The organism is Aquamicrobium sp. LC103 (genome assembly GCF_001014615.2).
Classification (GTDB): domain Bacteria; phylum Pseudomonadota; class Alphaproteobacteria; order Rhizobiales; family Rhizobiaceae; genus LBCQ02.
In genome coordinates, this window is the sequence record NZ_LBCQ02000012.1 from 103,107 (window position 1) to 128,840 (window position 25,734).

The 25,734-nt window shown below is 64.2% G+C and carries 29 protein-coding genes; 12 read left to right on the forward strand and 17 right to left on the reverse strand.

The genetic code is table 11. The features are described from left to right. Positions 1-6: 6 nt before the first annotated feature. The 6 genes from phnC to phnN all read left to right on the forward strand — a co-directional run bounded on the left by phnC (position 7) and on the right by phnN (position 5,258). Entirely contained in the window at positions 7-858 is an 852-nt protein-coding gene (gene phnC, locus XW59_RS22265) for a phosphonate ABC transporter ATP-binding protein (RefSeq protein WP_047147960.1), read from the forward strand. Positions 859-887: 29 nt separating this feature from the next. Further along, positions 888-1,886 carry a phosphonate ABC transporter substrate-binding protein gene (gene phnD / locus XW59_RS22270; protein ID WP_047147959.1) on the forward strand — a complete coding sequence of 333 codons (999 nt, stop codon included), beginning with the start codon at positions 888-890 and terminating at the stop codon, positions 1,884-1,886. Between the two features lie 100 nt (positions 1,887-1,986). After that, positions 1,987-2,805 carry a phosphonate ABC transporter, permease protein PhnE gene (gene phnE, locus XW59_RS22275; RefSeq protein WP_136068443.1) on the forward strand — a complete coding sequence of 273 codons (819 nt, stop codon included), beginning with the start codon at positions 1,987-1,989 and terminating at the stop codon, positions 2,803-2,805. Beyond that, the gene (locus XW59_RS22280; RefSeq protein WP_047147958.1) at positions 2,805-3,485 is read left to right on the forward strand and encodes a DUF1045 domain-containing protein; all 681 of its coding nucleotides are present in this window, start codon (positions 2,805-2,807) and stop codon (positions 3,483-3,485) included. Before phnE ends, XW59_RS22280 begins: the two co-directional genes overlap by 1 nt. 4 nt (positions 3,486-3,489) lie before the next feature. Further along, positions 3,490-4,629 carry an alpha-D-ribose 1-methylphosphonate 5-triphosphate diphosphatase gene (locus XW59_RS22285; RefSeq protein WP_047147957.1) on the forward strand — a complete coding sequence of 380 codons (1,140 nt, stop codon included), beginning with the start codon at positions 3,490-3,492 and terminating at the stop codon, positions 4,627-4,629. Next, a complete protein-coding gene (gene phnN / locus XW59_RS22290) occupies positions 4,629-5,258 on the forward strand; it encodes a phosphonate metabolism protein/1,5-bisphosphokinase (PRPP-forming) PhnN (protein ID WP_047147956.1) in 630 nt (209 codons plus the stop codon). The genes XW59_RS22285 and phnN overlap by 1 nt, the downstream gene beginning before the upstream one ends. 6 nt (positions 5,259-5,264) lie before the next feature. Here phnN and XW59_RS22295 read toward each other — a convergent pair whose 3' ends face one another. The 8 genes from XW59_RS22295 to XW59_RS22330 all read right to left on the reverse strand — a co-directional run bounded on the left by XW59_RS22295 (position 5,265) and on the right by XW59_RS22330 (position 12,291). Further along, complete coding sequence (locus XW59_RS22295; protein WP_047147955.1) at positions 5,265-5,561, reverse strand: DUF982 domain-containing protein; 297 nt, start codon at positions 5,559-5,561, stop codon at positions 5,265-5,267. A 186-nt stretch (positions 5,562-5,747) separates the two neighbouring features. Then, complete coding sequence (locus tag XW59_RS22300) at positions 5,748-6,005, reverse strand: DUF982 domain-containing protein (RefSeq protein ID WP_047147954.1); 258 nt, start codon at positions 6,003-6,005, stop codon at positions 5,748-5,750. Between the two features lie 128 nt (positions 6,006-6,133). Further along, a complete protein-coding gene (locus XW59_RS22305; RefSeq protein ID WP_047147953.1) occupies positions 6,134-7,255 on the reverse strand; it encodes an aminotransferase class V-fold PLP-dependent enzyme in 1,122 nt (373 codons plus the stop codon). Further along, on the reverse strand, positions 7,248-8,036 hold the full coding sequence (locus tag XW59_RS22310) for an ATP-binding cassette domain-containing protein (RefSeq protein WP_047147952.1): 789 nt from the start codon (positions 8,034-8,036) through the stop codon (positions 7,248-7,250). The genes XW59_RS22305 and XW59_RS22310 overlap by 8 nt, the downstream gene beginning before the upstream one ends. Continuing rightward, entirely contained in the window at positions 8,033-8,827 is a 795-nt protein-coding gene (locus XW59_RS22315; RefSeq protein WP_137327076.1) for an ABC transporter ATP-binding protein, read from the reverse strand. The genes XW59_RS22310 and XW59_RS22315 overlap by 4 nt, the downstream gene beginning before the upstream one ends. After that, positions 8,824-9,654, reverse strand: a complete 831-nt coding sequence (locus XW59_RS22320) for an ABC transporter permease (RefSeq protein WP_047147950.1) — start codon at positions 9,652-9,654, stop codon at positions 8,824-8,826. Before XW59_RS22320 ends, XW59_RS22315 begins: the two co-directional genes overlap by 4 nt. Continuing rightward, positions 9,651-10,640 (reverse strand): ABC transporter permease, encoded by a 990-nt coding sequence (locus XW59_RS22325; RefSeq protein WP_047147949.1) that lies wholly within the window; start codon positions 10,638-10,640, stop codon positions 9,651-9,653. Before XW59_RS22325 ends, XW59_RS22320 begins: the two co-directional genes overlap by 4 nt. A gap of 37 nt (positions 10,641-10,677) precedes the next feature. Continuing rightward, positions 10,678-12,291 (reverse strand): ABC transporter substrate-binding protein, encoded by a 1,614-nt coding sequence (locus XW59_RS22330; protein WP_137327077.1) that lies wholly within the window; start codon positions 12,289-12,291, stop codon positions 10,678-10,680. A gap of 277 nt (positions 12,292-12,568) precedes the next feature. Between XW59_RS22330 and XW59_RS22335 the strand changes: the two genes are divergently transcribed. After that, positions 12,569-13,642 carry a dipeptidase gene (locus tag XW59_RS22335; RefSeq protein ID WP_047148055.1) on the forward strand — a complete coding sequence of 358 codons (1,074 nt, stop codon included), beginning with the start codon at positions 12,569-12,571 and terminating at the stop codon, positions 13,640-13,642. An 81-nt stretch (positions 13,643-13,723) separates the two neighbouring features. Here the strand turns inward: XW59_RS22335 and XW59_RS22340 are convergent, their stop codons facing one another. Together XW59_RS22340 and XW59_RS22345 are read right to left on the reverse strand one after the other, a co-directional pair. Next, positions 13,724-14,179 (reverse strand): hypothetical protein, encoded by a 456-nt coding sequence (locus XW59_RS22340; protein WP_137327078.1) that lies wholly within the window; start codon positions 14,177-14,179, stop codon positions 13,724-13,726. Positions 14,180-14,320: 141 nt separating this feature from the next. Beyond that, positions 14,321-15,574 (reverse strand): FAD-binding oxidoreductase, encoded by a 1,254-nt coding sequence (locus XW59_RS22345; protein WP_047147947.1) that lies wholly within the window; start codon positions 15,572-15,574, stop codon positions 14,321-14,323. A gap of 197 nt (positions 15,575-15,771) precedes the next feature. Here XW59_RS22345 and XW59_RS22350 point away from each other — a divergent pair, with 197 nt between their 5' ends. From XW59_RS22350 to XW59_RS22360, 3 genes are read left to right on the forward strand one after another with little or no spacing between them, the layout of a single operon-like run. Then, positions 15,772-16,125, forward strand: coding sequence for a DUF1428 family protein (locus tag XW59_RS22350; protein WP_047147946.1), 354 nt, complete (start codon positions 15,772-15,774; stop codon positions 16,123-16,125). A gap of 10 nt (positions 16,126-16,135) precedes the next feature. After that, positions 16,136-16,912 carry a VOC family protein gene (locus tag XW59_RS22355; RefSeq protein WP_047147945.1) on the forward strand — a complete coding sequence of 259 codons (777 nt, stop codon included), beginning with the start codon at positions 16,136-16,138 and terminating at the stop codon, positions 16,910-16,912. A 9-nt stretch (positions 16,913-16,921) separates the two neighbouring features. Beyond that, on the forward strand, positions 16,922-17,401 hold the full coding sequence (locus XW59_RS22360) for a VOC family protein (protein WP_206077738.1): 480 nt from the start codon (positions 16,922-16,924) through the stop codon (positions 17,399-17,401). On the opposite strand, the gene XW59_RS22365 is transcribed toward XW59_RS22360, so the two are convergent. Then, complete coding sequence (locus tag XW59_RS22365) at positions 17,398-18,075, reverse strand: RES family NAD+ phosphorylase (RefSeq protein ID WP_047147944.1); 678 nt, start codon at positions 18,073-18,075, stop codon at positions 17,398-17,400. The two genes, XW59_RS22360 and XW59_RS22365, sit on opposite strands and share 4 nt — an antisense overlap. Continuing rightward, on the reverse strand, positions 18,072-18,596 hold the full coding sequence (locus XW59_RS22370; protein WP_047147943.1) for an MbcA/ParS/Xre antitoxin family protein: 525 nt from the start codon (positions 18,594-18,596) through the stop codon (positions 18,072-18,074). The genes XW59_RS22365 and XW59_RS22370 overlap by 4 nt, the downstream gene beginning before the upstream one ends. Positions 18,597-18,868: 272 nt before the next feature. Here XW59_RS22370 and XW59_RS22375 point away from each other — a divergent pair, with 272 nt between their 5' ends. After that, positions 18,869-20,086, forward strand: a complete 1,218-nt coding sequence (locus XW59_RS22375) for an aminotransferase class V-fold PLP-dependent enzyme (protein ID WP_047147942.1) — start codon at positions 18,869-18,871, stop codon at positions 20,084-20,086. Between the two features lie 33 nt (positions 20,087-20,119). Here XW59_RS22375 and XW59_RS22380 read toward each other — a convergent pair whose 3' ends face one another. From XW59_RS22380 to coxB, 5 genes are all read right to left on the reverse strand, one after another. Continuing rightward, positions 20,120-20,500 (reverse strand): cytochrome C oxidase subunit IV family protein, encoded by a 381-nt coding sequence (locus XW59_RS22380; RefSeq protein ID WP_047147941.1) that lies wholly within the window; start codon positions 20,498-20,500, stop codon positions 20,120-20,122. Positions 20,501-20,509: 9 nt separating this feature from the next. Beyond that, the gene (locus XW59_RS22385; protein WP_047147940.1) at positions 20,510-21,229 is read right to left on the reverse strand and encodes a heme-copper oxidase subunit III family protein; all 720 of its coding nucleotides are present in this window, start codon (positions 21,227-21,229) and stop codon (positions 20,510-20,512) included. A 12-nt stretch (positions 21,230-21,241) separates the two neighbouring features. Beyond that, complete coding sequence (locus XW59_RS22390; RefSeq protein WP_047147939.1) at positions 21,242-21,946, reverse strand: cytochrome c oxidase subunit 3; 705 nt, start codon at positions 21,944-21,946, stop codon at positions 21,242-21,244. Continuing rightward, positions 21,943-23,715 (reverse strand): cytochrome c oxidase subunit I, encoded by a 1,773-nt coding sequence (gene ctaD / locus XW59_RS22395; RefSeq protein WP_047147938.1) that lies wholly within the window; start codon positions 23,713-23,715, stop codon positions 21,943-21,945. Before ctaD ends, XW59_RS22390 begins: the two co-directional genes overlap by 4 nt. Positions 23,716-23,785: 70 nt before the next feature. Beyond that, a complete protein-coding gene (gene coxB, locus XW59_RS22400) occupies positions 23,786-24,613 on the reverse strand; it encodes a cytochrome c oxidase subunit II (protein ID WP_047147937.1) in 828 nt (275 codons plus the stop codon). A 324-nt stretch (positions 24,614-24,937) separates the two neighbouring features. Between coxB and XW59_RS22405 the strand changes: the two genes are divergently transcribed. Next, positions 24,938-25,711 carry a DeoR/GlpR family DNA-binding transcription regulator gene (locus tag XW59_RS22405; protein WP_170990199.1) on the forward strand — a complete coding sequence of 258 codons (774 nt, stop codon included), beginning with the start codon at positions 24,938-24,940 and terminating at the stop codon, positions 25,709-25,711. The last annotated feature ends 23 nt before the right edge of the window (positions 25,712-25,734 follow it).

Sequence of the window (25,734 nt, forward strand, 5' to 3'; positions counted from 1 at the left end):
CGGATCATGACTGCTATTTCAGTACGAAATCTCTCGAAAAGCTTCGGCCGCAAGCAGGCGTTGAAGGATGTCAGCCTGGAGATCAAGAACGGCGAGATGGTCGCGCTGATCGGCGCTTCGGGCTCGGGCAAGAGCACGCTGATACGCCATATCTGCGGTCTGGATACCGGCCAGAGCGGAAACAGCGGCATCGAGCTCTTCGGCCAGTCGATGCAGAGCGACGGGCGCCTGATGCGCAGCGCGCGCGAGTTGCGGCGCAATGTCGGTGTCATCTTCCAGCAGTTCAATCTCGTCGGACGCCTGCCGGTGCTGACCAACGTGCTGATCGGCAATCTGGGACGGATCCCGACCTGGCGTGGCACGCTCGGCCTTTTCACGGCCGAGGAGAAACGCATCGCCCGCGAGGCGCTGGCGCGTGTCGGCATTCCGGAAGTCGCATGGCAGCGCGCTTCGACGCTTTCGGGTGGACAGCAGCAGCGCGCCGCGATCGCCCGCACTCTGGTGCAGCGTTCAAAGATATTGCTTGCCGACGAGCCGATCGCCTCGCTCGACCCGTCGTCGGCGCGCCGCGTCATGGAAGTTCTTGCCACCATCAATCGCGAGAATTCGATAACCTGCGTCGTTTCGCTGCATCAGGTCGAGTATGCGCGTCGCTATTGCCCGCGCACGATCGCGCTTCGCGACGGGCGCGTCGTGTTCGACGGCCCCTCCGCGGCGCTCACCAACAAGTTTCTGACCGAACTCTACGGAGCCGATTCCGAAGAGCTGATCCTGCCGGAAGTCGCGCCGGCCAAGCCCGAAAGAGGTGAACCGCGAAGGAAAGCGCCGGTGAGCGCGGAAGCCTTCGCCGCGGCCTGACAACCACCGAACTCAACAGGGATGCAATCATGAAGACGATGCTTCGCACCATCGCGGCCGCAACCGTAGCCGCCACCATTGCGCATGCCTCCGGCGCGAATGCCGAGGAAATCAATTTTGGCATTATTTCCACGGAGTCACAGCAGAACCTTCGCCCGAAATGGGAACCTTTCCTCGCCGATATGGAGGCCGCGACCGGTCTCGACATCAAGCCGTTCTTCGCCTCCGACTATGCCGGCGTCATCGAGGGCATGCGCTTCGGCAAGGTGCAACTCGCCTGGTATGGCAACAAGTCCGCGATGGAAGCGGTCGACCGCGCCGATGGCGAGGTCTTCGTGCAAACGGTCGATGCCTCCGGCAATCCCGGCTACTGGTCGCTGATCGTGGCGCCGAAGGACAGCCCGCTGAACTCGGTCGATGATCTTCTCAAATGCGACAAGTCGCTGAATTTCGGCCTCGGCGACCCGAACTCGACCTCCGGCTTCCTCGTGCCGACCACCTTTGTCTTCGTGGCCAACAATGTCGAGCCGAAAGACTGCTTCAAGAACGTCACCAACGCCAACCACGAGACCAACGCGATGGCGGTGGCCAATGGTCAGGTCGACGCGGCGACGAACAACACCGAGAACCTCGCTCTGATCGAGCAGAACAACCCGGCCGCCTTCGAGAAGATCAAGGTCATCTGGAAGTCTCCGCTGATCCCGTCCGATCCGATCGTGTGGCGCAAGGATCTGCCTGAGGACGCGAAGGACAAGCTCAAGACCTTCTTCCTCACCTACGGAACCGACCAGTCGAAAGGCGACATCGCGAAGGAGAGGGAAGTGCTCGCCGGCCTGGCCTGGGCACCGTTCAGGGCCTCCACCGACGACCAGCTTCTGCCGATCCGGGTGATGGAACTGTCGAAGTCTATCGCCAAGATCGAGGCCGACACCACCATGCCGGCCGATCGTAAGAAGACGGAACTGGAGAAGCTCGAGGCCGAGAAGGCCGCCTACGAGGAAAAGATCAAGAACGCCGAACAGAGCTGAGGAACGAGACCGGCATAGCTCCGGCCTCTTCTCCTCTCCTCGCGCCGGCTGGGCTGTTTCTGGTACGGCCGGCGCGCCCTCGAAATTTTGAGATTTCCGGATGACCGATCTCGCTGAAATGTCAGCTTCCGCCAAGCAACGCCCTGAAATTGGCCGCGACTGGACGCGCAGCCTTTCCAACCTCCTGATGTGGGGAGGGCTCGCCGGGCTCCTGATGTGGAGCTGGGCGCCGGCCGAAATGAACCGCTGGCCGTTCCTGTTCACCGACGCCGGCAATATGGCGCAATACGCCTCGGGCTTTGCGCAGCCGAACTTCGCGGAATGGCGCTACTACCTCCAGGAGATGGTCGTCACCATTCAGATCGCGCTCTGGGGAACTTTTCTGGCGGTGGTCTTCTCCGTTCCCTTCGGCATCCTTTCGGCGCGCAACATGGCGCCATGGTACATCGTTCAGCCCGTCCGCCGGCTGATGGACATGTTCCGCGCCATCCACGAGATGGTGTTCGCGGTGCTGTTCGTCGTCGCCGTCGGCCTCGGGCCCTTCGCCGGCGTCCTGGCGCTCTTCATTCACACCACCGGCATCCTCGCCAAGCTCTTTTCTGAGGCGGTCGAGGCCATCGACCCGCGGCCCGTGGAGGCGATCCGCGCAACCGGTGCATCGCGCCTGCAGGAGGTGGTGTTCGGCGTCATACCGCAGGTACTGCCGCTCTGGATGTCGTTCACGCTCTACCGCTTCGAATCGAACGTGCGTGCCGCCACGGTGCTCGGGCTGATCGGAGCGGGCGGCATAGGCCAGGTTCTCTTCGAGTCGATCAGGGGCTTCTACTATCCGGAAGCGGCGGCGATGCTGATCATCGTCGTGGTGACGGTTTCGCTCACCGACCTGCTCTCCCAACAGCTTCGCAAGTTCTTCATCTGATGCGCGCCGCGATCTACTTTACGCCGCCGGCGGATGCTCCCCTGACGAAGGCGGCGGCGGACTGGCTCGGCTGGGACGCATTCTCGGCAAGCCCGACCCGCAAGGCGCATCCGGCGATCGACGCGATCGTGCACGACCCGGCGCGATATGGTTTCCATGCCACCTTGCGGGCGCCGTTCCGCCTGGCAGACGGGCGCGACCTTTCGGCGTTGGATGAGGCGCTGGCAGCCTTCGCGAAGGCCCGGCGCGGCTTCGTCATTCCCCAACTCGCGCTTTCCAGGCTCGGCGACTTCTTCGCGCTGGTTCCCCGCTTCGCCAGCGACGAGATCCGACAGCTCGAGGGTGCGGTCGTGCGGGCCTTCGAGCCCTTCCGCGCACCGCTCACGGAGGCGGAGATCGCCCGCCGGATGCCGGACCGCCTCACCGAGCGTCAGAGACGTTATATCGACGAATGGGGCTATCCCTACGTACTCGACGAATTCCGTTTCCACATGACTTTGACGAGCCGCATCCCGGCGCGGGAGAGCGCCGACGTGATGGGCCAGCTTTCGGAACGCTTCGGCGAATTCGCCGAAGCTCCGCTTCGCATCGACGGGCTGGCGCTCTTCGTCGAGCCCGCGCCCGGCGAGCCCTTCCGCGTCCATTCCCGGCACCCCTTCCAGACCAATTCCCAGAGATGACCCGATGACCAGTGAAATCGTCCTGAACAACGCAAAGATAGTGCTGGCGGACCGTGTGCTTGAAGGTCATCTCGTCGTGCGCGACGGTGCAATCGCGGAGATCGGCGAGGGGAGGGGCGGAGCCGGCGAGGATCTTGGCGGCGACTATCTCCTGCCGGGGCTCGTCGAGCTGCACACCGACCATCTCGAAGGGCATTTCATGCCCCGGCCGAAGGTGCGTTGGAACAAGATGGCCTCCGTGCAGGCGCACGACGCCCAGGTTGCCGCGTCCGGCATCACGACCGTCTTCGACGCGCTGCGCGTCGGCATGGACGAGGACGCCAACATCACCGCAGCCGACATGCGCGAAATGGCCGACACGATTGCGGTTGCCGTGGATGAGCGCCGGCTGCGCGCCGATCACTATATCCATTTGCGCTGCGAGGTTTCGGCGGCGGACGTGCTCGAAGGCTTCGAGTTGATGCAGGGAAACCAGCGCCTGCGCCTGGCCTCGCTCATGGACCACGCGCCGGGCCAGCGGCAGTTCATCAGCATGGAGACCTACCGCACCTATTATCAGGGCAAGATGAAGCTTTCCGACAGCGAGTTCGACGCATTCTGCGAGAGGCGCATGCGCCAGTCGCAGGAGAATGCGCCACGCAACCGCCCGGTCATTGCCGAGCGGTGCAGGCAGGCCGGCATCACGCTCGCCTCGCATGACGACGCCACCACGGAACACGTACGGGAGGCGTTGGAACTTGGCACGGCGCTCGCCGAATTCCCCACGACCGCGGAAGCCGCGGGCGCATCCGCGGCCGCCGGCATGAAGGTCCTGATGGGCGCCCCCAACGTCGTGCGCGGCGGCTCCCATTCGGGCAACATCTCGGCGCTCGATCTCCACCGCTCCGGCCATCTCGATGTTCTGTCGTCGGACTACGTACCGTTCAGCCTCATGCAGGCGGTATTCGTGCTGGCGGAAAGGGAGGAGGCAGGCCTGCCGGCGGCGGTCCGGCTGGTGACGAAGCATCCGGCCGAGGTGAGCGGGCTTGTCGACCGCGGCGAGATCGCGCCGAAAAAGCGCGCCGATCTGGTGCGTGTCCGCGCCGCGCCGGAAATGCCGCCGATCGTCCGATCGGTGTGGCGCACGGGCGAGCGCGTCGCCTGATGGCATTCGTCGACCGTGATCTGGCGGTGCCGATCGAGAGCAGCGCGCGCCCGACTTTCATCGCGGTCGTTGGGCCGAGCGGGGCGGGCAAGGACAGCCTTATTGCGGTCGCCCGCGAGCGGCTTGCCGAAGACGACCGCTTCGTCTTCGCGCGCCGGATCGTGACGCGTGAGGCCGATCCGGATCTGGAGGATCACGACTGTCTCGACGCGAAGGGGTTTCAGGCAGCCGCGGAAGCGGGACGGTTCTGCGTCTCCTGGCAGGCACATGGCCTTTCCTATGGCCTGCCGGCGTCGCTGCTGGACGACTATGCCTCGGGCAGGGTCGTCATCGCCAACGTCTCGCGCAAGGCGCTGGATGAAATCGCCGCCGGCTTTCCCGCGCTTCACGTCGTCGAGGTGACGGCGCCCGGCCATGTGCTGATGGAGCGCCTGCTTTCGCGCGGTCGCGAAACGCGCGAGGAGGTCGCGCGTCGCGTGGCCCGCGCTATCGAGCAGGGAGTGCCGGCCGGCGGCTGGACTTACCGCAAGATAGAGAATGCGGGCGGGCTCGATGAGGCGGCCGCGGATTTCGTTCGGACCTTGCGTTCGATCGCGGCACGGCCAGGCGAAGATACGGCCGCCGGATAGGACCCCTCATCCGTGGATGTGCGTTGTCTCGCCTTCCCAATGGAGCGGGTCGTACATCATGTCCTTGGACAGCAGGCCGCATACGCGGGCGAAGCTCATGAAAGCCTTGCGGGCTTCCTCCTCGGATTCCGCATCGACCGTCGCGGCGAAGCAGGCCGACATCGCGCGCTCGTAGATCGGCCCGTCCTGATGCGGCCAGGCGAGCAGAAAATCCAGTGCCTGCGCGGCGCTATAGAATTCGGTGACCGGCTCGCCGTCGCGGATGATGATGCGGACCGGCAAGCGGAACTGTGCTGCGTCCATCGGTGTAACCCTTCGCCTCGCCAAGACACCAAGCTGGCAAGTCCCATGAATGTGGGACCCGGCGCTGAAGTTTCAATATCACTTTTGGGACGAGGCGGCGGTAAACAAGATGTGCTTTCGACTGATCCCGGCAGGTGATGTAAGGATCTGCCCGGAATTCACTGCGCTTCTGCCTGAAAACCGATCTTATTTGTTCAGCGGAGGGTAGAGAAGTATATGCGCGTCCTTCGCCGCCGCGATGAACGCATTGCGCGCATGGCTCGGCGGCTTGTTGCCCTTTATGACGTCGAGGCAGGCTTTCATGGCCTTGACGCGCTTTTCGCTTTCCATCGGCCATTCGCGCAGAAGTATCTGCGCGGCGTCGCGCGTGGATATCACGACCCGATCTCTGTCGATCCGGCCGGGCTGTATGACAACGGGTTTGTGAAACGGTTTCTTACTCATAGTCCTGCGGCGCTTGTTTACTCTGAAAATCGCCGAAAATTTGTCTTTCGCGGCAAAAAATTAAGGCCGGATGAAGAAAATGCCGTTTCGCGAACCCAGTGGTTGCCGTGGAGACTGTGTTTTACACGTCAGGAGCGTGAATCATCTCCGGCAGCGCCGGTATAGCATTCCGAGATCGCTCGCTCGGCGGCATCGAGATCGACCGGCCGGCCGCGTCTTTGAAGGGCATCACCCAGCGCAAGCACATTCTCAAGGACGATCTCCCGCCGCGCCCGCGACCCCGTGTGATTGAGGCGGACGAGATTTTCAGAATTCGCGCCGACACCTCCGTCTATGTTCGCCGCGACGACGGCGGGGTCGCGCAGCATCTCCTCCGCGTCGCAGCCTTCAGGGAGGAGGGCGGTGGTGACGAGATTGGAAGCGGCGCCACCCGGTGCCCAGAGCCGCAGACCGAGCGCGCGCAAGCCCGCCCGCGTCGCTGCGCCGGTGAGCGCGTGGCGGGCTATCGCCGCCTCGAGGCCTTCCGCCTCGATCCTGTCGAGTGCCGCTTCCATCGCATAAAACTCCAGCGCCGACGGCATTCCGGGCGGCACGCCGCGGCCGGTGTCCAGCCAGTTCCGCTTGAGGTCGGCGAGCGACAGCACGGAAGAGGTTGGTGCGTCCAAGCGATCGACGATTTCGAGTGCCCGTGCGCTCACTGCGACAGCGGAAAGCCCGGACGACCCGCCGAGCGCCTTTTGCGGACCGATGACGGCGACATCTATGCCGAGATCGTCGACGTCGAGATCGTGCCCGCCGACGGAGGCTACGGCGTCGAGCACGATGAGCGCGCCTCGCGAGTTGGCAAGCCGGACAATCTCCGGCAAAGGATTGAGGATTCCGGTTGCGGATTCGGCGTGCACCAGAGCGACGAGATTGGTCCGCGGCCGGTTTTCCAGCGCCTCGGTGAAGGCTTCGACGGTCACCGGCTGGCCGGGTTCGGCGACGAGGTCGACGGTTTCGGCGCCAGCGCGCCGCAGCCAGTCGCCGAACAATCTTCCATAAGGGCTGGTGACGACGTTGAGTGCGCGGATTTCCGGATTGCCAAGGCTGGTGGCGACCGCTTCCAGCGCCACGATCGCTTCTCCCTGGACAAGAAGCACGGGATTGCGCGTACGCAGAAGCGCGGCGATGCGGTCGGCAAGAATGGCGTATCCCGGGGGAGGATAAGCCGGGAGATCGAGCAGATCGGGTCTCTTGGGATCAGTCATTCGCTTTGCCTTGCGGATTGAAGCGCGGCACGGCTGCGACGAGCTCCCGGCCGGTTTCGGAGCGCGGGCGGGCCGTCACCGCGCTCGCGGGGCCCTCCTCGACGATCCGACCATGGTCCATGATCGCGATACGGTGGGAAACGGCGCGGATCACGGCGAGATCGTGCGAAATGAAGAGATAGCTCAGTCCCTCCGCTCGCTGCAATTCGACGAGCAGGTCGAGGATCTGTCCGCGAACGGTCACGTCGAGCGCCGAAACCGCCTCGTCGAGGACGATCATATCGGGACGCGTGGCGATGGCGCGGGCGATGGCCACGCGTTGACGCTGTCCACCGGAAATCGCATTGATGGAGCGATGCATGAGTTCGGCGGGAAGCCCGACCCGCTCCAGCAGCCCCATGATCGCGGCCGGGCGCCCGGGGCGATCCCCAATGCCGTGGATGCGCAACGGATCGGCCAGCGCATCGAATACCGTGGCGCGCGGGTTGAAGGCGGCGAGCGGATCCTGGAACACCATCTGAATGCGTTTTCGCATCCTGCGCAACGGCGCGCCGCGCAGCGCGAGGAGATCGACGCCGGCGAATTCCACCCGACCGCCATCGGGCTCGATGAGGCGAAGCAATACGCGGGCAAGCGTCGACTTGCCGCTTCCGGACGGGCCCACGAGCCCCAGCGTCTCGCCCGCCGCAAGCGTTAACGACACGTCCTCGATCGCCACCGTGGCCCTGGCGCCCGAATAGGCCTTCCTCAAGCCGTCGACCTTGAGCAAGAGCGTGCTCATGCCTGCGCGCCTTCTATCAGCGGCGGCGTGGCCAGGTCGATATGGCTGTCGATCAGCAGTCTTGTGTAAGCTCGGCTCGGGCGCGAAAGCACCTCGTCGGCCGCGCCCGCCTCGACCAGCCTCGATTCATGGAAGACGGCCACCGCATCGGCGAAGCCAGAGGCTAGCGCGATATCATGGGTGATGAAGAGCAGCGCCATGCCGCTTTCGCTCACCAGCCGGTCGAGCAGCGAGACGATTTCGCGCTGCACGATCGTGTCGAGCGCGCTGGTCGGCTCGTCGGCAATGAGAAGCTTCGGCTGCGCGGCGATCGCGACGGCAATCGCCACGCGCTGTCTTTGACCTCCGGAGAGCTGGTGCGGATAGGCCCGCAAAGCTGCTTCCGGCTGGGGGATGCGCACACGTTCGAGCAGATCGCACGCATGTATGTACGCCTCCCTCCAACCAAACCCGAGATGATTCTTTGCCACCTCGGCGATCTGTTCGCCGATGCTCAGCACCGGATCGAGGCTCGCGCCGGGGTCCTGGAAGACGAAGCCGATGTCGCGGCCAGGAGCCGGAAGGTGAGGAAGGCCGGGCCAGGCTATCTCTCCCTCGACGAGCGCGTCGTTCGGCAACAGGTCGGTGATGGCGAGCGCCAGCGTGCTCTTGCCCGAGCCGCTTTCGCCGATGACGGCAAGCCGTTTTCCCGCCTCAATCGCCAGATCGACCTGCGAAAGCGCGGCGGTGCGGCCGTTTTCGGTGCGATAGGCGACCGAAAGATTTTCGATTTCGGCGAGAACGGCGCTCAATTTGTCGTCTTTCTTGCCGAGATTGCGTCCGAGAGGCCTTCGGAAAACAGGTAGACGCCGAGAACGGTGACCACCAGGCCGAAGCCCGGAATGATGGAGAGGAAAGGCGCGGAACGCAGCACATTGCGCCCTTCCGCGATCATCGAGCCCCAGGTGACGATGTTCGGGTCGCCGAGCCCGAGAAAGGAAAGCGCGGCCTCGATGAGAACGGCCGAGGCGACGATCACCGAGCTCAGGGCGAGCACGGGCGGCAAGGCATGCGGCAAGACCTGCCTGAGGGCGATTTCGAGGGGATGCATGCCGATGACACGGGCGGCCGCGACATAGTCGCGCTCGCGGATCGACAGCACCTCGGCGCGGGCGAGCCTTGCCGGCCCGGTCCACGCGCCGAGCGCGATCGCGATGATCACCACCGTCAGCGATGCACCGGTGACGCTGACGAAGGCGAGCGCCAGCAGGAAGCTCGGCACGATCTGGAAGGCATCGACGATGCGCATCAGGGCTTCGTCCACGAGCCCGCCGGCGAAGCCGGCGATCGTTCCGACCAGCGCCCCGACGATGACGGCGACCGCCGCCGCGGCGATGCCGACGGCAAGCGAGGCGCGGGCGCCGTGGACGAGACCGGCGAGCACGTCGCGGCCGAGGCGGTCGGTGCCGAGTGGGAAGGCGGCGTCGGTGAAGGGCGGCAGCAGGGCCGGCCCGGCGATTGAAAGCGGGTCGCTCGGGAAGATGATGGGCGCGAGGAGCGCCGCCAGTGCCAGCAGGCAGAGCATGATCGTGCCGGCGAGCCCTTCCGGGGTGCGAAGCAGCCGCTTCAGCACCGTCATGTCGTCGCTCCCGAAGCGCCGACGCGCGGGTCAAGCAGTGCATAGGCGATGTCGACCAGCAGGTTGACCAGGATCACCAGCAGGGCGCTGACGATGATGATGCCGATCAGCAGCGGCGCGTCGCGACCGGCCACCGCCTCCTGCGCGAGGCGACCGAAGCCGGGAATGGCGAAGACGCTTTCGATCACCACGCTGCCGCCGAGCATGGAGGCCGCCTGCAGGCCGAGCATCGTGACGAGCGGCAGTAGCGCGTTGCGGGCAATGTGGCGCAGCACGATGCGGCGCCGGCTCAGGCCCTTCGCGCGCTGGGCGAGGGCGAAGTCCTGCCGCCACGCCTGCGCCATCCCCGCCCGCATCATGCGCAGGAAGAGCGCGAGATAGATGAAGCCGAGCGCGCCGACCGGCAGGATCAGGTGCCGTGCGATGTCGAGCGCGCGCTCGAATCCTTGCTTGCCGGAGGCGATGGTCTCGATTCCGGAGGTCGGCAGCCAGCGCAACTGCACTGCGAAGACGATGCTGAGCACCAGCCCGAGCCAGAAGCTCGGAACGGCGTAAAGCGCCAGCGAGCCGACCGACAACACCCGGTCGCTCATGCTTCCCGGCCGCGCGCCGGCCACGATGCCGAGGATCGAGCCGAGGCCGAAGGACAGCGCGAGCGCGCTTCCCATCAGCCAGATGGTGTTGGGCAGCCTCTCCAGTATGACGTCGAGAATCGGACGGCCGAACGTCACCGACCAGCCGAGATCGAGCCGGGCGAGAGAGGTTAGGTAGAGCCAAAGCCGCGCGCCGAGCGACTGGTCGAGCCCGTAGCTGGCGCGCAGCGACTGAACCAGCGCCGGATCGCCGCCGCCGATCGAAAGCACATAGGCGTCCACGGCATCGCCGGGTGCGGCCTCGAGCAGCAGGAACGTGCCGACGATGACGATCAACAGCACCGGAATGCTGCTGATCAGGCGGCGTCTAAGCAGGTGAAAGGCGCGTTGCATGCGAAGCGGGTATCCGTCGGTTGGCCCGACAGTTCTATCATGGCGTCAACGCGATATCCGCCCAATTGGAAACCGCCCAGCGAGGATTGTTGGAGACGTTCCGCACATCGTCGCGGGCAACGGTGATGAAGCCCCATTCGGCGACGTTGATCAATGGCAAGTCCTCGGCGACGAGCCGCTGGAATTCCTTGAACAGTTCAGTACGCTCGGCCACGTCCATGGTTTCGTTGGCCTTTTCGATGAGCTGGTCGATCCGCGGGTTGACGTAGCCGCCCTGGTTGGAGAAGGGCACGCCGGCGGGTGTGCCGCTCTTCACCAGGATGGTGGTGGAGATAGCGGGGTCGTTTCGATAAACGGTCGGCGCGACCGCGAGGTCGAAATCGTGATCCGTATAGACCGCTTTCTGGTGGGCGGCGGAATCATTGTTGACCACCGTGGCGTCGATGCCGACCGAGGAGAGGGCCTGGCGCAGATAATCGCCGAACTGACGTGTTTCGGTGAAATAAGGCGCCGGCAGCAGCCGCAGCTTGAAGCGGATGCCGTTCGCGTCCTTGGCATAGCCGGCCTCGTCGAGCAGGGCGTTGGCCTTGTCGAGGTCGAAATCGTAGGTCGGCACGTCGGCGGTATAGAATTCCGGCGCGTTCTTCGGGATGATGCCGGTCGAAGGCGCGGCATAGCCCAGGAAGATCGTCTTGACGACGAAGTCCTTGTCGATCGCATGCGCGATCGCCTGCCTCACCTTGCGATCCGCAAGCTCCTTGCGGCGGTGGTTGACGTCGACGGCAAGTTGATAGGTGAGTCCCTCATAACCTTTGGAATAGACCTTGATGCCCTCGACCTTCGAGATGCGCTCCAGGTCGGTCAGCGGCACCTGGCTGAAGGCTGCGAGCTGTATTTCGTCGGCCTCCAGCGCGCCGGCCGCCGCTGCCCTGTCGGGCAATACACGGAAGATGATTTCATCCACCTTCGGCAAGCCCTCGGCCCAATAGTCCTCGTTGCGCTCCAGCCGGTAATATTCGCCGGGCCGGTGCTCGGTGAATTTGAACGGACCCGTGCCGACGAGCCGGTTGTTGGCGGGGCTCGCCGCGATGTCGGCCTCGCCCTCGAAGACATGCCTGGCCACGACGCTGGAGACGACCGGCAGCGCGTTTCGGATGAGCTGGAACGGGGTCGGCTTGGAGAATTTGAAGATGGCGGTGTGGTCGTCCGGCGTCTCCACCGCCTCGAGATTTTCGAAAACAAGCCGGCCGAGATTCTGGAGCGGTTTCCAGACCTCGAGCGCGGAGAATGCGACATCCGCCGAAGTGAAGGGCGTGCCGTCGTGCCAGGTGACGCCCTCGCGCAGCTTGAACGTCGCCGAAAGGCCGTCGTCTGAACCTTCCCACGATATCGCAAGGCGAGGTTCGAGGCCGTTCTCACCCTCGAACGACGCTTCGGCCAGCGGCTCTATCACCTTGCTGGAAATGAAGAAGACGCCGTTGGAGGCGACGATCGCCGGGTTCAGGTTCCTGGGTTCGGAATCGGAGGCCACGATCAGCCGTCCCCCATTCGCGGCTTCCTGTGCCATGAGCAGCGAGGGCATGGCGGTGGAGGCCATCAGGAATGCGGAACTCTGGAGCAATGCGCGTCGGGAAACTGGTCTTTCAATCATGGGGTCTCGTGCTCCGGAAAGCCGGCGGTGGAGGATGCCCGCCATGTTCGAGCTTATAGTCGAGCAGCGCATTCATCCAAGGCGAGAAATGAATTGTTGCACGGGAGGCCCCGCAGGGAAAATTCTCCTGACGGAGCAGGGGGCAGGGAGTAGGGGGAAGGCGGAGCAGCCGGCGGGCGCGATTCAGCACTTGGCGTTGGCGCGCCGCCAATCCTCTGCTACCTGACATATGCCTCTTTCAGGCACGCGCATCGATCCCCCGCATTCCGGAGCGAACATGACCGACCGCATACAGATATTCGACGGACATAACGACACCCTGCTTCGCCTGCATCTCAAGCAGGGCGAGGATCCGGTGAAGGCCTTCCTGGAAGGTGACGGCGCCGGCCACATCGACCTCCCGCGCGCGCGGGAGGGAGGGCTGGTCGGCGGTCTTTTCGCGATCTTCGTGCGTTCCCCGGAGGGCAGGAGCGCCGATGTCGAAGCCATGATGCAACAGCCTCGATACGACGTGCCGCTGCCGGCGGGTTTCGGGTCCGAAAGGGCCTTGGCCGAAACCCTCGCCATGGCGTCGATCCTCTTCCGGATCGAGCGGAGCTCCGAGGGGCGGGTGAAGATATGCCGCGATACCGCCGACATCGCCTCCGCGGTCGAAGCCGGTGCGCTGGCGGCCGTCCTTCACATCGAGGGAGCGGAGGCGATCGACGCGAGGTTCGACAATCTGGAGGTGCTGTACCAGGCAGGCCTGCGCTCGCTCGGCCCCGTCTGGAGCCGGTCGAATATCTTCGGTCACGGCGTGCCTTTCCGCTTTCCGTCGACGCCGGACACCGGCCCCGGCCTCACCGATCTCGGCAAGGAGCTGGTCCGCCGCTGCAACGGGCTCGGCGTCATGATCGACCTGTCGCACATCACCGAGGCCGGTTTCTGGGATGTGGCCGAGATCAGCGATGCGCCGCTCGTGGCCTCCCACTCCAACGCCCACGCCGTCACCCCGCATGCCCGCAACCTGACCGATCGGCAACTCGCGGCGATCCGCGAGAGCGGCGGTCTCGTCGGCGTCAACTATGCGACAGCCTTCCTTCGTCCCGACGGGCGGATGACCACGGACACGCCGTTGGAGATGATGCTGCGCCATGTCGACCATCTGGTCGAGCAGCTCGGCATCGATCATGTCGGGCTCGGTTCAGATTTCGACGGCGCGGCGATCCCTCGCGAAATCGGCGACGCGGCCGGACTCCCGAACCTGGTCGTCGCCATGCGCGAGCACGGATACTCGGCGAAGGAGATCCAAAATATCTGCTTCGACAACTGGTTGTCGGTGCTTGAGCGGACTTGGAAGAATCCTCGCTAACTTATTGGATTCGTGCGCATGCTGGCGCTTGCGGCGGTTTCATCCGCCGCAATCCAGCCGGCTGCCTAGTCCCGGTGCTTGCTACGCGTGCAGCAGGCGTCCAGCCACGAAATCCTGTACGCGACTCCACAGGCTCGGCCGCTCGCTGCGCGCGATGTGGTGGCGCAGGCGTTTGGCAAGGCCTTCGCCGGTCATCGCTCCATGGTAGTGGCAGTCGCAAAGCAGGCGATGCGCGTCCGCGTCGGTGAGCTGGAAGAAATCCATCACGTCGCCGAGACGGTCGCTCTCCAGACCCTCCTCACGAAGGACCGGATCGGCGAAAGCCACCGAAAGCGGGGTCTGGTCGCCGCGCAGTGCCCGGCGTTCATAGGCGGACATGTATTCGATCCGGCGCAGCGCGTTGATCGGCTCGTCATGGCGGTCAAGCAGGCTGGCCCACCGTTCCAGACGCTCGCTGCGCGTCATCTCCGCGGGCGCATCCACGGACGCAACCGCCTGTGCATTGGATACGATAATACGAGGATCTTGGTGCTTCATAGCAGCCTCCGCACGAGACACTATTGAGGCGCAGGAGAATAGCACGAGCACCCTGCATGAGAAAAAGAATTGATCCCTCGGCGGATCACGATTCTTTGCATGCGGGCGCCCCAGTCGGCGACGGAGCCGTTCTCGCTTCCCTTAAATGCCGAACCGCGAAGGCGAGAAAGGTGCCATTGGGATTGCCGGCGTTTCGCCCGATAGCATCTGTGCCGCCACCAGCCCGGTGATCGGGCCATTGGAGAAGCCGATATGGCCGTGCCCGAAGGCAAAGAACAGGCGGCTGTTGCCACGGGGATGGCCGATGACCGGCAGGCCGTCGGGCGTCGAGGGCCGGCTGCCCATCCAGATCTTCTCCCCGGGAGTATCCGCTAGGGGAAGGCTGCGCTGAGCATCCGCGACGACGGCGCGGATTTGGCGCTCGTCGCGCGGGTCGTCGGGCCGGGCGAGTTCGACCCCGCTCAGCACCCGGACCAGTTCGCCCATCGGAGACATCACATAGCCGCCGGCGGCATCGAAGACCGGCCGGTTGAGGAGCGCGTTGCCTGCCGGGCGCAAATGGAGATGATAGCCGCGCTCCGCCGCCAGCGGGATGCGGCAGCCGAGCGCACGGGCCAGGCCCGCCGACCTGGTGCCTGCGGAAAGGACGACCTTTTGCGCGACGATGGTCTCGTCTCCGGCCCGTACCGTTACCGCGTCGCCGCCCTGTTCGATGGAGCGGGCGGCAGCTTTTACGAAAGCCGTGCCGCGCGCCCGCAGATGGTCGGCATAGGCTTCGACCAGCGTGCCGGGGCTTTCAACCGATCCGGAATCCGCAAAGAAAAGGCCGCTCGTGAAACGGGGGCGCAGATGCGGCTCGAGATCGATTATGGCTCCGGCGTCGAGCTCCTCGACGCGCACCCCGTGCTCGGCGAGTACCGAGCGTTCCAGCTTGGCGGCGGCGGCACCCCGTTGGTCGCGATAAAGCCGCAGATAGCCATTGCGCTTGATCATGTGGCGCGCGCCGACGCGCTCGGCGAGCGCCATGTGCCGGCTGTAGCTTTCGGCGACCAACGGGTTGAGCGCCGACGCGGCGCGCCGCCACGCAGGCTCGTTCGCGGCGGCCAGGAAGCGGGGCAGCCAGGCGGCGAAATCGGGAAAGGAGGTGAGGCGAATGCGCACGGCGATGTCGCGCCCCATCGCATAGCGCGGCAGCTTGGCCAGCAGGCCCGGTCCGGCGACCGGAAAGATGGAGCCTCTGCTGATCACGCCGGCATTGCCGTAGGATGCGCGCGCGAGCGCGTCATCCGGGTCGATCACGACGACCGAACGGCCGCGCTCGACAAGTTCCAGCGCCGTTGACAGACCGACGATGCCCGCGCCTATGATCGCAATGTCGGTGCGATGTTCTGCCATGAAACGATCCGGCTTTTCTGAAAAAATTTACCGGCAGAAGTAAACGGGGGTTGTCGTTGTGGCAATCCGCCCGATTTTGTCAGGAGCCGACATTTCGGATGCGTTTTGTGAAGTTCCGGACTTTGACATCGTGCAAATATGTTGATATCAACCTAGTTAGGGTTTGGGGCTGTCCACAACGTCCAAGGGAGATACCAATGAAATATGTAGAAGGGTTTGTCGCGGCCGTTCCGGTAGCCAACAAGGACGCCTATCGCAAGCACGCCGCCGAGGCTGCACCGCTGTTCAAGGAGTTCGGCGCGACCCGTGTGGTCGAATGTTGGGGAGACGACGTGCCCGAGGGCAAGGTCACCGACTTCCGCCGCGCGGTGAATGCGGAAGACGGAGAGGTCGTGGTCTTTTCCTGGGTCGAATATCCTTCGAAGGAAGCCCGCGACGCCGCGAACGAAAAGATCATGTCCGACCCGCGCATGAAGGAGATGGGCGGCCAGATGCCGTTCGACGGCAGACGCATGATCTTCGGCGGTTTCGCACCTATCCTCGATGCCTGAGGAGGAGGCAATGGGCAATCAACATGGCGAATTCATCTGGTACGAATTGATGACGTCCGACGCGGTCGCGGCAGCCGATTTTTATGGCGCGGTGGTAGGCTGGAAGGCGCGTGCCTTCGACGAGTCGGCTGGCGGCTATCGGATACTGGCCGCCAGCGACGCGGATGTGGCGGGGCTGTTGCCCATCACGCCGGAGATGGCGGCGAAAGGCGTGCGACCGGGGTGGCTCGGCTATATCGGCGTGGACGACGTCGATGCGACGGCCGCTGCCGTCGTCGAGGCCGGTGGTACGCAGCACCTTCCGCCGACGGACATTCCGGGTGTCGGGCGCTTCGCGGTGCTGGCCGATCCACAGGGCGCCGTATTCCAGATCATGCGCGGTTCGATGGAAGGGACGAGCACGGTGTTTGCGCCAATGGAGAGCGGTCATTGCAACTGGAACGAGCTCGCCACCAGCGACCAGAACGCCGCCCTTTCCTTCTATATTGACCGCTTCAACTGGGAAAAAGGCGACGCCATGCCGATGGACGGCGCGGGCGAATACCGATTCATCAACCGCAATGGCGAGATGATCGGCGCGGTGATGAACCGCATGGACGAGGCCGCGCCACCGGCCTGGACGTTCTATTTCGGCGTGGACGACATCGATGCCGCGGTGAAGGCGGTCGCGGAGAAGGGCGGGGCAATCCACTACGGTCCCGCCGAGGTGCCCGGCGGCGCCTTCATAATCGTGGTTGCCGACCCTGAAGGAGCGATGGTCGGCTTCGTTGGGCCACGCAGGCAGTGAGGACGCATGATCATGAAAGTCAAACAGCATCTCTGGTTCGAAAAGGATATGGAGGCGGCGATCAGCCTCTACACCTCGCTCATTCCCGGCTCGAAGCTGGAATGGACCTCGACTATCCCGGCGGAAACGCCGAGCGGACCCTCAGGCAGCGTCAAGCTGGCGGAATTCACGATCGGCGACCAGCGTTATATGGCGATCGAGGCCGGACCGCTCGATCCGTTCAATCACAGTTTTTCGATCATCGTGGAATGCGACGACCAGGAGCAGATCGACCAACTTTGGGACGCGCTGAAGGAAGGGGGTTCGGTCGAGCAATGCGGCTGGCTGCGCGACCGCTGGGGGCTGAGTTGGCAGATCACGCCGAAACGGCTCGGTGAACTGATGAGCGACCCCGATCCGGCAAAGGCGAAGCGTGTGACGGAAGCGATGCTGAAGATGGTCAAGTTCGACATTGCCGGGCTCGAGGCCGCGGCGGAAGGCGAGGTTTAGGTCGCGGAACCGAGCTTCCTGACCTCGATGCTCCTTCCCCTCGCTGCGACCGAAATCTCGAAATGGTCTGTCTGCAGGACGTCGAGAACGAGCGAGGGGCGAAACGTGGCGACGTTGATGCCGCCGCGCAGCCTGACGCTGTCGTAGAGGATGCCGGCCCGTCCCGACGTCCTCACGCCTTCTCCGAAGGATTGCGAGGCGGCGTAGCTGTCCGACAGATAGAACTCGGGGTGGGCTGCTTGCTGTCCGCGGATGTCGACATGTTCCCCGCCGATCCGCGCCGAATAGGCGCGGTAGGTGCGCGACAGTTCCGGCAGGTGCCGGGCGACCGCTTCGCGGCGCAGATGATGGCCGACCTCGGCCGCCGAGGTCCTGACATCCACGGCGGCGTACCAGGCGCCGAGATCGCCGGTGTTGAAGCGCATGCCCGTCGGCGAAACGTGAAGGAAGGCCGCCATCACGACGCTGGCGTTGGCGCGACCATAGACCCACTCGCTCCGCGGCAGGCGATCGACGCGCTCGGCGACGAGGCGATCGTTGGTCCAGCCGGCAAGCTCCATTACGGCCGCCAGATCGGCCGCGGTGGCGACCGTGTCGAACAGGCCGATTGGCGGAAACCGGGACGGGATGAGGCGGTGTGTCGGCTGCGGTGCCGGCGCGAGGGGAAACGTCACCTGAAGACGATATCCGCTTCGCCATAGGGCTGGAACCCGGCGTCCGCCGCGTTCGGCTCCATATATTGTCCGCCTCTCGCCGCGTCGAGGAAGCGGCGGACCATCACCAGACCATCCTGAGAGCCGCTGGTTATCAGCGCGAGCGGCGGCTTGCCGCCGAATATCGTTCCCTCGTGCGGGCCGCGCAGCCAGGCGATCGCCTCGCGCTCGCTCGGGTAGAGCACGCCCAGCGCCTGATGAATGCCGAGAACCACGGAGATGCGCGTCAGCACGTCGACGTCGAGCGTGAAATCCTGATGCTCGCGCGCCAGCTTTGCCCAATTGTGATAGGTCGAGCGCGAGGGATAGCCGAGGATCAGCCGGCGTTCCTCCTCGTTGAGGCCCCACAAATCCGCGATCGTCAGGAAAGTCCTGAGCGCGGGTGCGCTCAACCGGCGGCGATTGGCCGGCGCGAACCTGGAACGGTCGAGCCGCCGCGGCGCTTCCTCAAAGATTTCACGAGGCTTGAGTGCCGGTCCCATGACAGGGTCTCCTTGTCTTTATCCAGATATAGTCCAAATCTGGACAAAAGAAAAGGGCATCGCTTCACGAAGCGGCGCAAGGCGTGGTCCAGTCGGAAGTCGGCGCTGCGTCGAGCATATCGCAATTTTCGCCGATATCGTGCATCGCAAAGGCATCACACGGTTTGCCTGGCGGCTTGCCTCCTCGTCGCGCTGTACCGCAGCCCGCCAGGGAGGCGGCCGGTTCGAGCGCATGCCGTGACCGCATTGCCGTATAGAGGGAAAAACGCCGCATGAGCTTTGCAAACGGAAGACGCTATCTTGCCATTCCCGGGCCCTCCGTCATGCCGGACCGCGTGCTGGCCGCAATGCATCGCGCGGCACCCAACATCTACCAGGGCGAGCTCGTCGAGATGACGCGGGGGATCATCGCCGACCTGTGTCGCGTCGCGAATTCCTCCGGCCACGTCGCCATCTACATGTCGAACGGGCACGGTGCATGGGAAGCGGCCAATGCGAACATGTTCTCGCGCGGCGACCGAGCGCTCGTCGCGGCAACGGGGCATTTCGGCCATGGCTGGGCCGAGAGCGCCCGCCAGATGGGCATCGCGGTCGATGTCGTCGATTTCGGCAGGAGCACCGCGCTCGACGCGAACCGGATCGCGGAGGCGCTGGAAGGTGACCGCCGACATGAAATCCGGGCCGTGCTGATGACCCATGTCGACACGGCCTCCACCGTCCGCAACGACGTGGCGGCGGTTCGCGCAGCGCTCGATGCCGTCGGCCACCCGGCGCTGCTCGCCGTCGACGCTATCGCCTCGCTCGGCTGCGATCCCTTCCATTTCGACGAATGTGGTGTCGATGTCATGATTTCGGCCAGCCAGAAAGGCCTGATGGTGCCGCCGGGTCTCGGCTTCGTCTGGTTCTCGCAAAAGGCGCTGGAGGCCTCGCGCTCGTCGAACCTCGTCACGCCCTATTGGGACTGGAAGCCGCGCGCCTCGGCGACGGAGTTCTACCGCCATTTCGGCGGCACCGCGCCGACGCACCATCTCTATGGATTGCGCGAATCCCTGACGATGATCCTCGATGAGGGGCTGGAACGGGTCTGGGCGCGCCACAAGGTGCTGGCGCAAGCGGTGTGGGCGGCGTTCGACGTGTGGGGCGGGGCCGGCAATATCGCGCTCAACGTCCGCGACCCGCAAATGCGCTCGCATGCGGTCACCGCAGCGCGCATCGGCGACGGCGGGGCAACCCGGTTGCGGGCCTGGCTCGAGGAATATGCCGGCGTCACCCTCGGCATCGGTCTCGGCATGGCACAGCCGACGGAACCGACCTACGACGACTTTCTGCGCGTCGCTCATATGGGCCATGTGAACGCGCATATGACGCTCGGAACGCTGGCGACCATGGAGGCCGGCATGCAGGCGCTCGGCATTCCCCACGGAAACGGCGCGCTCGACGCGGCGGCGGGCATCATTGCCGAGGCGGCGAAGGCAACGGGCGAGGCTTGACGAATATCCTTCCGTGGAGGCCGGCGCCTCGGTCTAGCCGCCTCCGGCGAAGAAGTTCATCCGGGTAATCGCCGTGTGGTCTGCCTCGACCGCCATGATGGCGACGAAGACGAGCACGGCGATCGGCGGCAGCAATATCGCCCAGGACAGCGCCCATCGCTCCCACACCATGTGCATGAAGATGGCGACGATCAGCCCCGCCTTCAGCACCATGAAGAGCAGGATCAGGCTCCATCGCAGGTAGCCCTGAAGACCGATGTAATCGACGAGATAGGAACATGCGCTGAGAATGAACAGCCATGCCCAGACGATGAGATAAATCCTGATCGGGTGATGCTGCCCTTCGGCATGCTCCGCCGCATCGGCGGTGTCCGAAATCAGAGTATCGTGCTCGCGTGCGGATGCCTCTGCCATGTCGTCCTCTCACCAGAGATAGAAGAACGCGAAGATGAAGACCCAGACCAGGTCGACGAAGTGCCAGTAGAGCCCCATGATTTCGACATGCTCGTAATCGCCGCGTCGGCTGGTGAAGAAGCCGCGCGTGCCGCGGTCGTAGTCTCCGCGCCAGACCTTGCGGGCCACGATCAGCAGGAAGATCACTCCGAACGTCACATGCGTGCCGTGGAAGCCGGTGATCATGAAGAAGCTCGACCCGAACTGCGCCGCGCCCCAGGGGTTTTCCCACGGACGTACGCCCTCGGAGATCAGCTTCGACCATTCGAAGGCCTGCATGCCGACGAAGGTCGCCCCCATCAGCGCGGTCAGCAGGATCATCAGCACGGTCATGCGGCGGTTGCGCCTGTAGGCGAAGTTCACGGCCATCGCCATGGTGCCGCTGCTGGAGATGAGCACGAAGGTCATGATCGCGATCAGAAGGAGAGGCACGCTGACATCGCCGACATGGAGCCCGAACACCTCGCTTGCATTCGGCCACGGCACGGTCGTCGACATCCGCGCCGTCATGTAGGCCAGGAGGAAGCAGCCGAAGATGAAGGTGTCGCTCAGGAGGAAGACCCACATCATGGCCTTCCCCCAGGAGACGTTCTTGAAGGCGCGCTGGTCCGACGACCAGTCGGCGGCGATGCCGCGCAGGCCGTCGGGCCGCTGATGCGTCGTTCCATTGCTGGTTAGCGTTTCGGCCATTCGCTCGATCCTTCAGCTCAGCAATTGGCGGCAGATGTCGATGAAGTCGCTTGCCCAGCCGGCCAAAAGGACGAGGACGGCAACCCAGATGAACAGCAAAAAATGCCAATACATGGCGCAAAGCTCGACGCCGAGCTTCAACCGTCCGTCCAGCGGCTTGGTCCAGGTCCTGTAGGTCGTCAGCGCGAGAGCGACCAGGCCGCCCAGAATGTGCAGCCCGTGCATGCCGGTCAGCAGATAGAAGAAGCCGTTGGCCGGGTTCGAATCGACGAAATAGCCGGCAGCGGCCAGCTCCCTCCAGGCAAGCAACTGCCCGGCGAGAAAGGCAAGCGCGGTCAGCCCTCCGGTGATCAGCGCGAGCCTCGTCGTCCTGATCTCGTCGTTACGCGACGCCAACACCGCGCAATGCAGCGCCACGCTGCTGAGGAAGAGGATGCCGGTATTGAGCCACAATAGCCGCGGCACCGGGGGCGCCTGCCAGTCCGACAGCTCCATGCGCATGAAATAGGCACTCGCAAACAGCGCGAAAAGCGCGCCGACGACGGCGAGGAAGACGCCGAGGCCGATCTTCGCGGTCGGCATGCCGGTGACGTCCTCTTGCGCGAACGCCACGTCCGGGCCGTGCTCGAGCCAGGGCTTCGACATCAGCCGCTGCTGGGAGAGCCACCAGCCGGCAATGCCCGCGATCACCAGCAGGAAGACGAGGATGACGCTCATGCGTGCCTCGGCAGGTTCGGAGGACCCGGATCGTTCTGGGCGATGAAGTCCTGTGGCGCGCCCGGCACGCTGTAGTCATAGGCCCAGCGATAGACGACCGGCAATTCCTTGCCCCAATTGCCGTGCGCCGGCGGCGTCTGCGGCGTCTGCCATTCCAGCGTCGTCGCCCGCCAGGGGTTGCCGCCGGCCTCCTTGCCGTAGCGCAAGCTCCAGAACAGGTTGAACAGGAACACCATTTGGGCGAAGCCGACGATCAGCGCGGCCACCGTGATGAAGGCGTTGAGGTCGTGGACGGAATCCGGGATGAACGCCGTCTCGCCGAGCTCGGGATAGCGCCTTGGCACGCCCACGAGACCGACATAGTGCATGGGGAAGAAGATCGCGTAGGCGCCGATGAAGGTGACCCAGAAATGGAAATGGCCCATTGCGTCGTTGAGCATGCGGCCGGTTATCTTCGGGTACCAGTGATAGATCGCGCCGAAGATCACCATGATCGGGGCCACGCCCATGACCATGTGGAAATGCGCGACCACGAACATCGTGTCCGACAGCGGCACGTCGACCACGACGTTGCCGAGGAAGAGACCGGTGAGGCCGCCATTGACGAAGGTGACGATGAAGGCGAGCGCGAACAGCATCGGCAGCGACAGGTGGATGTCGCCGCGCCACAGCGTCAGCACCCAATTGTAGACCTTGATCGCCGTCGGCACCGCTATGATCAGCGTCGTGGTGGCGAAGAAGAAGCCGAAATAGGGATGCATGCCGCTGACATACATGTGGTGCGCCCAGACGATGAAGGAGAGGGCGCCGATCGCGACGATCGCCCACACCATCATCCGGTAGCCGAAGATGTTCTTGCGCGCATGCGTGCTGATGAGGTCGGACACGATGCCGAAGGCGGGCAGGGCGACGATGTAGACTTCCGGGTGGCCGAAGAACCAGAACAGATGCTGGAAGAGGATCGGGCTGCCGCCGCCATAGGAGAGCTGCTCGCCCATCTCGACCAGCGCGGGCATGAAGAAGCTTGTGCCCAGCAGCCGGTCGAAGAGCATCATCACGCAGGCGACGAAGAGGGCGGGGAAGGCCAGTAGCGCCATCACCGTCGCAGTGAAGATGCCCCATACGGTGAGTGGCAGCCGCATCAGCGTCATGCCGCGCGCGCGCGCCTGCAGCACGGTGACGACGTAGTTCAGCCCGCCCATGGTGAAGCCGATGATGAACAGGATGAGCGAAAAGAGCATCAGGAGGATGCCCCAGTCCTGGCCGCCCGGCGTGCCGGAAAGGATGGCCTGGGGCGGGTAGAGCGTCCACCCGGCTCCGGTCGGACCTCCGGGCGCGAAGAAGCTCGCGACGAGGACCAGCACCGCCAGCAGGTAGATCCAGTAGCTGAGCATGTTGGCGTAGGGAAAGACCATGTCCCTGGCGCCGACCATCAGCGGGATCAGGTAGTTGCCGAAGCCGCCGAGGAACAGCGCCGTCAGCAGATAGACCACCATGATCATCCCGTGCATGGTGATGAACTGGTAGTAGGCCTCGGGCGTGATGAAATCGAACGTGCCCGGAAATCCGAGCTGGAGACGCATCAGCCAGGAGAGCACCAGCGCGACGAAACCGATCGCCATGGCCGTGCCGGCATACTGGATGGCGATGACCTTGGCGTCCTGCGAGAAGACATAGGTCGTCCACCAGCTATGCGGGTGATAAAGCTCGACGTCGGGGACTTCGGCGGGCGGGACCGCGTCGCGACTTCCGGGTGTGACATCGACCATCCATTCACCTCCCTCGTTGCGCCGGTCGGGAAGTCCCGCCGGCCCGGCACCTACGCTTTCGCCTCCCCGCTCACGGCCGCTCCTCCTCGAGCGTCCCGACCTGCTGGGCCTCCGAAAGCTGGGCGAAGGTCGACTGTTCCGCCAGCCAGGCGAGATAGTCTTCCTCGTTGTCGACCATGACGATGCCGCGCATGAAGGCGTGACCGACCCCGCAAAGCTCGGCGCAAAGCACCTCGAAGGTTCCCGTCCGCGTCGGCGTGAACCAGAAGTAGGTGACCGAGCCCGGCACCATGTCCATCTTGGCGCGGAACTCGGGCACGTAGAAATCGTGCAGCACGTCGATCGAGCGCAGCAACATCTTCACAGGCTTGTCGATGGGAAGATGCAGGTCGGCGGCCTCGACGACCACGTCGTCCTGGCCGTTCGGATCCTCTGGATCTATGCCGAGCGGATTTTCAAGGCTGACCAGGCGGTTGTCGGATTTTCCTAATCGGCCGTCCTCGCCCGGCAGGCGGTAGCTCCACTGCCATTGCTGCGCGATCACCTCGACCTCGGTGGCGTCGTCCGGTACCGAGATGAACTGGCTCCACACATAGAGCCCCGGCGCCAGCATGGCCGCGACGCCGATCGCGGTGATGACGGTGAGCCAGGATTCCAGTTTCCTGTTTTCCGGCTCGTAGGCCGCCTTCGAGCCTTCCTTGTGCCGAAAGCGAAAGACGCAATAGGCCATGAACAGCACGACGGCGGCAAAGACGATACCGGTAATCCAGAAGGTAATGACGAGGGTGTTGTCGATATAGCCCCAGTTCGACGCGATGGGCGTCCACCACCAAGGGCTCAGGAGGTGGAACACCACCGAGCCGACAACTACCAGAACCAGTACAACCGCAATGGCCATGACCCAGTTCCTCCAGGCATTTCCGTGGCGCACAGAAGGCTTTTTCGGAGATGCCGGGGCATAATGCTTGATTTATCTTCGAAATTCCAGAGCCTCGACTTGCGAAACCGGCTGCGAGCCTACCACCACTTCGATGAAGTCGGGAAAAAACCTGCTCAACCTCTGGTATGAATTCATGGAAACCTGACTGGATGGCTCATGGAGTGGCCTTTCCAAAGCTGTGCATAGTTGACGCAAAACGTGATCGATAATGATCGTTTGCCGTTGACTATGCCAAAACGATCATAAACAATCATCACCATGAGGAGAGGGACGGATCCCCAGGTGAGCGTGGTGCGCGTAAGATTTCCGCAGGAGCGGCATCAGCAGATGATCGATCTGATCGCCGAGCGCGGCCGCGTCGCGACCGCGGAGCTGGCGACGCTGTTTGACGTTTCGCTTGCCACCGCGCGACGCGATCTCGACGTGCTGGAACATGCCGGTCTCGTTTCCCGTACCCATGGCGGCGTCGTGCTGCGCGGAAGGAACGATGGCTCGACGGAGCCGCTGTTCCTGGAGAAGCTGCGCCAGCACCAGAACCTCAAGCAGCGCATAGGCATCGCCGCCGCCGAGGAGCTGCCTGACGGCAAGGTCGCCATTCTCGATTCCGGCACCACGACGCTGGCGATAGCGCGCGCGATAGCCGGCCGCCCTGTGACGATAGTGACGATCGATCTCAAGGTGGCCGAGGCCGCCGCAAGCGGGGCGACCGAGGTCCACCTCGTCGGCGGCCACGTGCGCAACGGCTATTTCAGCATCGTCGGCGCGTGGGCGACCTCCGCCCTGCAGTCGATCAGGGCCGACGTCGCCTTCATGGCGGCCGACGCGATCGACGAGGCGGGGATCACCAATTCGACCTTCGACGAGGCCGAAGTGAAGCGTGTCGTGCTCTCCCGGGCATCGCGCTGCGTCCTCGTGGCCGACCACAGCAAGCTCGGAGCGCGCAGCTTTGCCGACGTCTGCCCGCTCGATGAGGTCGATCTTTTCGTCACCGATCGCGGCGCCGAGCCGATGATCGGACCCTATCGTCAAAAAATCAGGGATATCCGGCTGGTGTGACCCCAAGCGCGCCGCCCATGAAG

Excerpts from the sequence above, each read along its gene's own strand:
- phnC (WP_047147960.1), top strand. The coding sequence starts at position 7 with ATGACTGCTATTTCAGTACGAAATCTCTCGAAAAGCTTCGGCCGCAAG.
- phnD (WP_047147959.1), top strand. The coding sequence starts at position 888 with ATGAAGACGATGCTTCGCACCATCGCGGCCGCAACCGTAGCCGCCACC.
- phnE (WP_136068443.1), top strand. The coding sequence starts at position 1,987 with ATGACCGATCTCGCTGAAATGTCAGCTTCCGCCAAGCAACGCCCTGAA.
- XW59_RS22280 (WP_047147958.1), top strand. The coding sequence starts at position 2,805 with ATGCGCGCCGCGATCTACTTTACGCCGCCGGCGGATGCTCCCCTGACG.
- XW59_RS22285 (WP_047147957.1), top strand. The coding sequence starts at position 3,490 with ATGACCAGTGAAATCGTCCTGAACAACGCAAAGATAGTGCTGGCGGAC.
- phnN (WP_047147956.1), top strand. The coding sequence starts at position 4,629 with ATGGCATTCGTCGACCGTGATCTGGCGGTGCCGATCGAGAGCAGCGCG.
- XW59_RS22295 (WP_047147955.1), bottom strand. The coding sequence starts at position 5,561 with ATGGACGCAGCACAGTTCCGCTTGCCGGTCCGCATCATCATCCGCGAC.
- XW59_RS22300 (WP_047147954.1), bottom strand. The coding sequence starts at position 6,005 with ATGAGTAAGAAACCGTTTCACAAACCCGTTGTCATACAGCCCGGCCGG.
- XW59_RS22305 (WP_047147953.1), bottom strand. The coding sequence starts at position 7,255 with ATGACTGATCCCAAGAGACCCGATCTGCTCGATCTCCCGGCTTATCCT.
- XW59_RS22310 (WP_047147952.1), bottom strand. The coding sequence starts at position 8,036 with ATGAGCACGCTCTTGCTCAAGGTCGACGGCTTGAGGAAGGCCTATTCG.
- XW59_RS22320 (WP_047147950.1), bottom strand. The coding sequence starts at position 9,654 with ATGACGGTGCTGAAGCGGCTGCTTCGCACCCCGGAAGGGCTCGCCGGC.
- XW59_RS22325 (WP_047147949.1), bottom strand. The coding sequence starts at position 10,640 with ATGCAACGCGCCTTTCACCTGCTTAGACGCCGCCTGATCAGCAGCATT.
- XW59_RS22330 (WP_137327077.1), bottom strand. The coding sequence starts at position 12,291 with ATGATTGAAAGACCAGTTTCCCGACGCGCATTGCTCCAGAGTTCCGCA.
- XW59_RS22335 (WP_047148055.1), top strand. The coding sequence starts at position 12,569 with ATGACCGACCGCATACAGATATTCGACGGACATAACGACACCCTGCTT.
- XW59_RS22340 (WP_137327078.1), bottom strand. The coding sequence starts at position 14,179 with ATGAAGCACCAAGATCCTCGTATTATCGTATCCAATGCACAGGCGGTT.
- XW59_RS22345 (WP_047147947.1), bottom strand. The coding sequence starts at position 15,574 with ATGGCAGAACATCGCACCGACATTGCGATCATAGGCGCGGGCATCGTC.
- XW59_RS22350 (WP_047147946.1), top strand. The coding sequence starts at position 15,772 with ATGAAATATGTAGAAGGGTTTGTCGCGGCCGTTCCGGTAGCCAACAAG.
- XW59_RS22355 (WP_047147945.1), top strand. The coding sequence starts at position 16,136 with ATGGGCAATCAACATGGCGAATTCATCTGGTACGAATTGATGACGTCC.
- XW59_RS22370 (WP_047147943.1), bottom strand. The coding sequence starts at position 18,596 with ATGGGACCGGCACTCAAGCCTCGTGAAATCTTTGAGGAAGCGCCGCGG.
- XW59_RS22375 (WP_047147942.1), top strand. The coding sequence starts at position 18,869 with ATGAGCTTTGCAAACGGAAGACGCTATCTTGCCATTCCCGGGCCCTCC.
- XW59_RS22380 (WP_047147941.1), bottom strand. The coding sequence starts at position 20,500 with ATGGCAGAGGCATCCGCACGCGAGCACGATACTCTGATTTCGGACACC.
- XW59_RS22385 (WP_047147940.1), bottom strand. The coding sequence starts at position 21,229 with ATGGCCGAAACGCTAACCAGCAATGGAACGACGCATCAGCGGCCCGAC.
- XW59_RS22390 (WP_047147939.1), bottom strand. The coding sequence starts at position 21,946 with ATGAGCGTCATCCTCGTCTTCCTGCTGGTGATCGCGGGCATTGCCGGC.
- ctaD (WP_047147938.1), bottom strand. The coding sequence starts at position 23,715 with ATGGTCGATGTCACACCCGGAAGTCGCGACGCGGTCCCGCCCGCCGAA.
- coxB (WP_047147937.1), bottom strand. The coding sequence starts at position 24,613 with ATGGCCATTGCGGTTGTACTGGTTCTGGTAGTTGTCGGCTCGGTGGTG.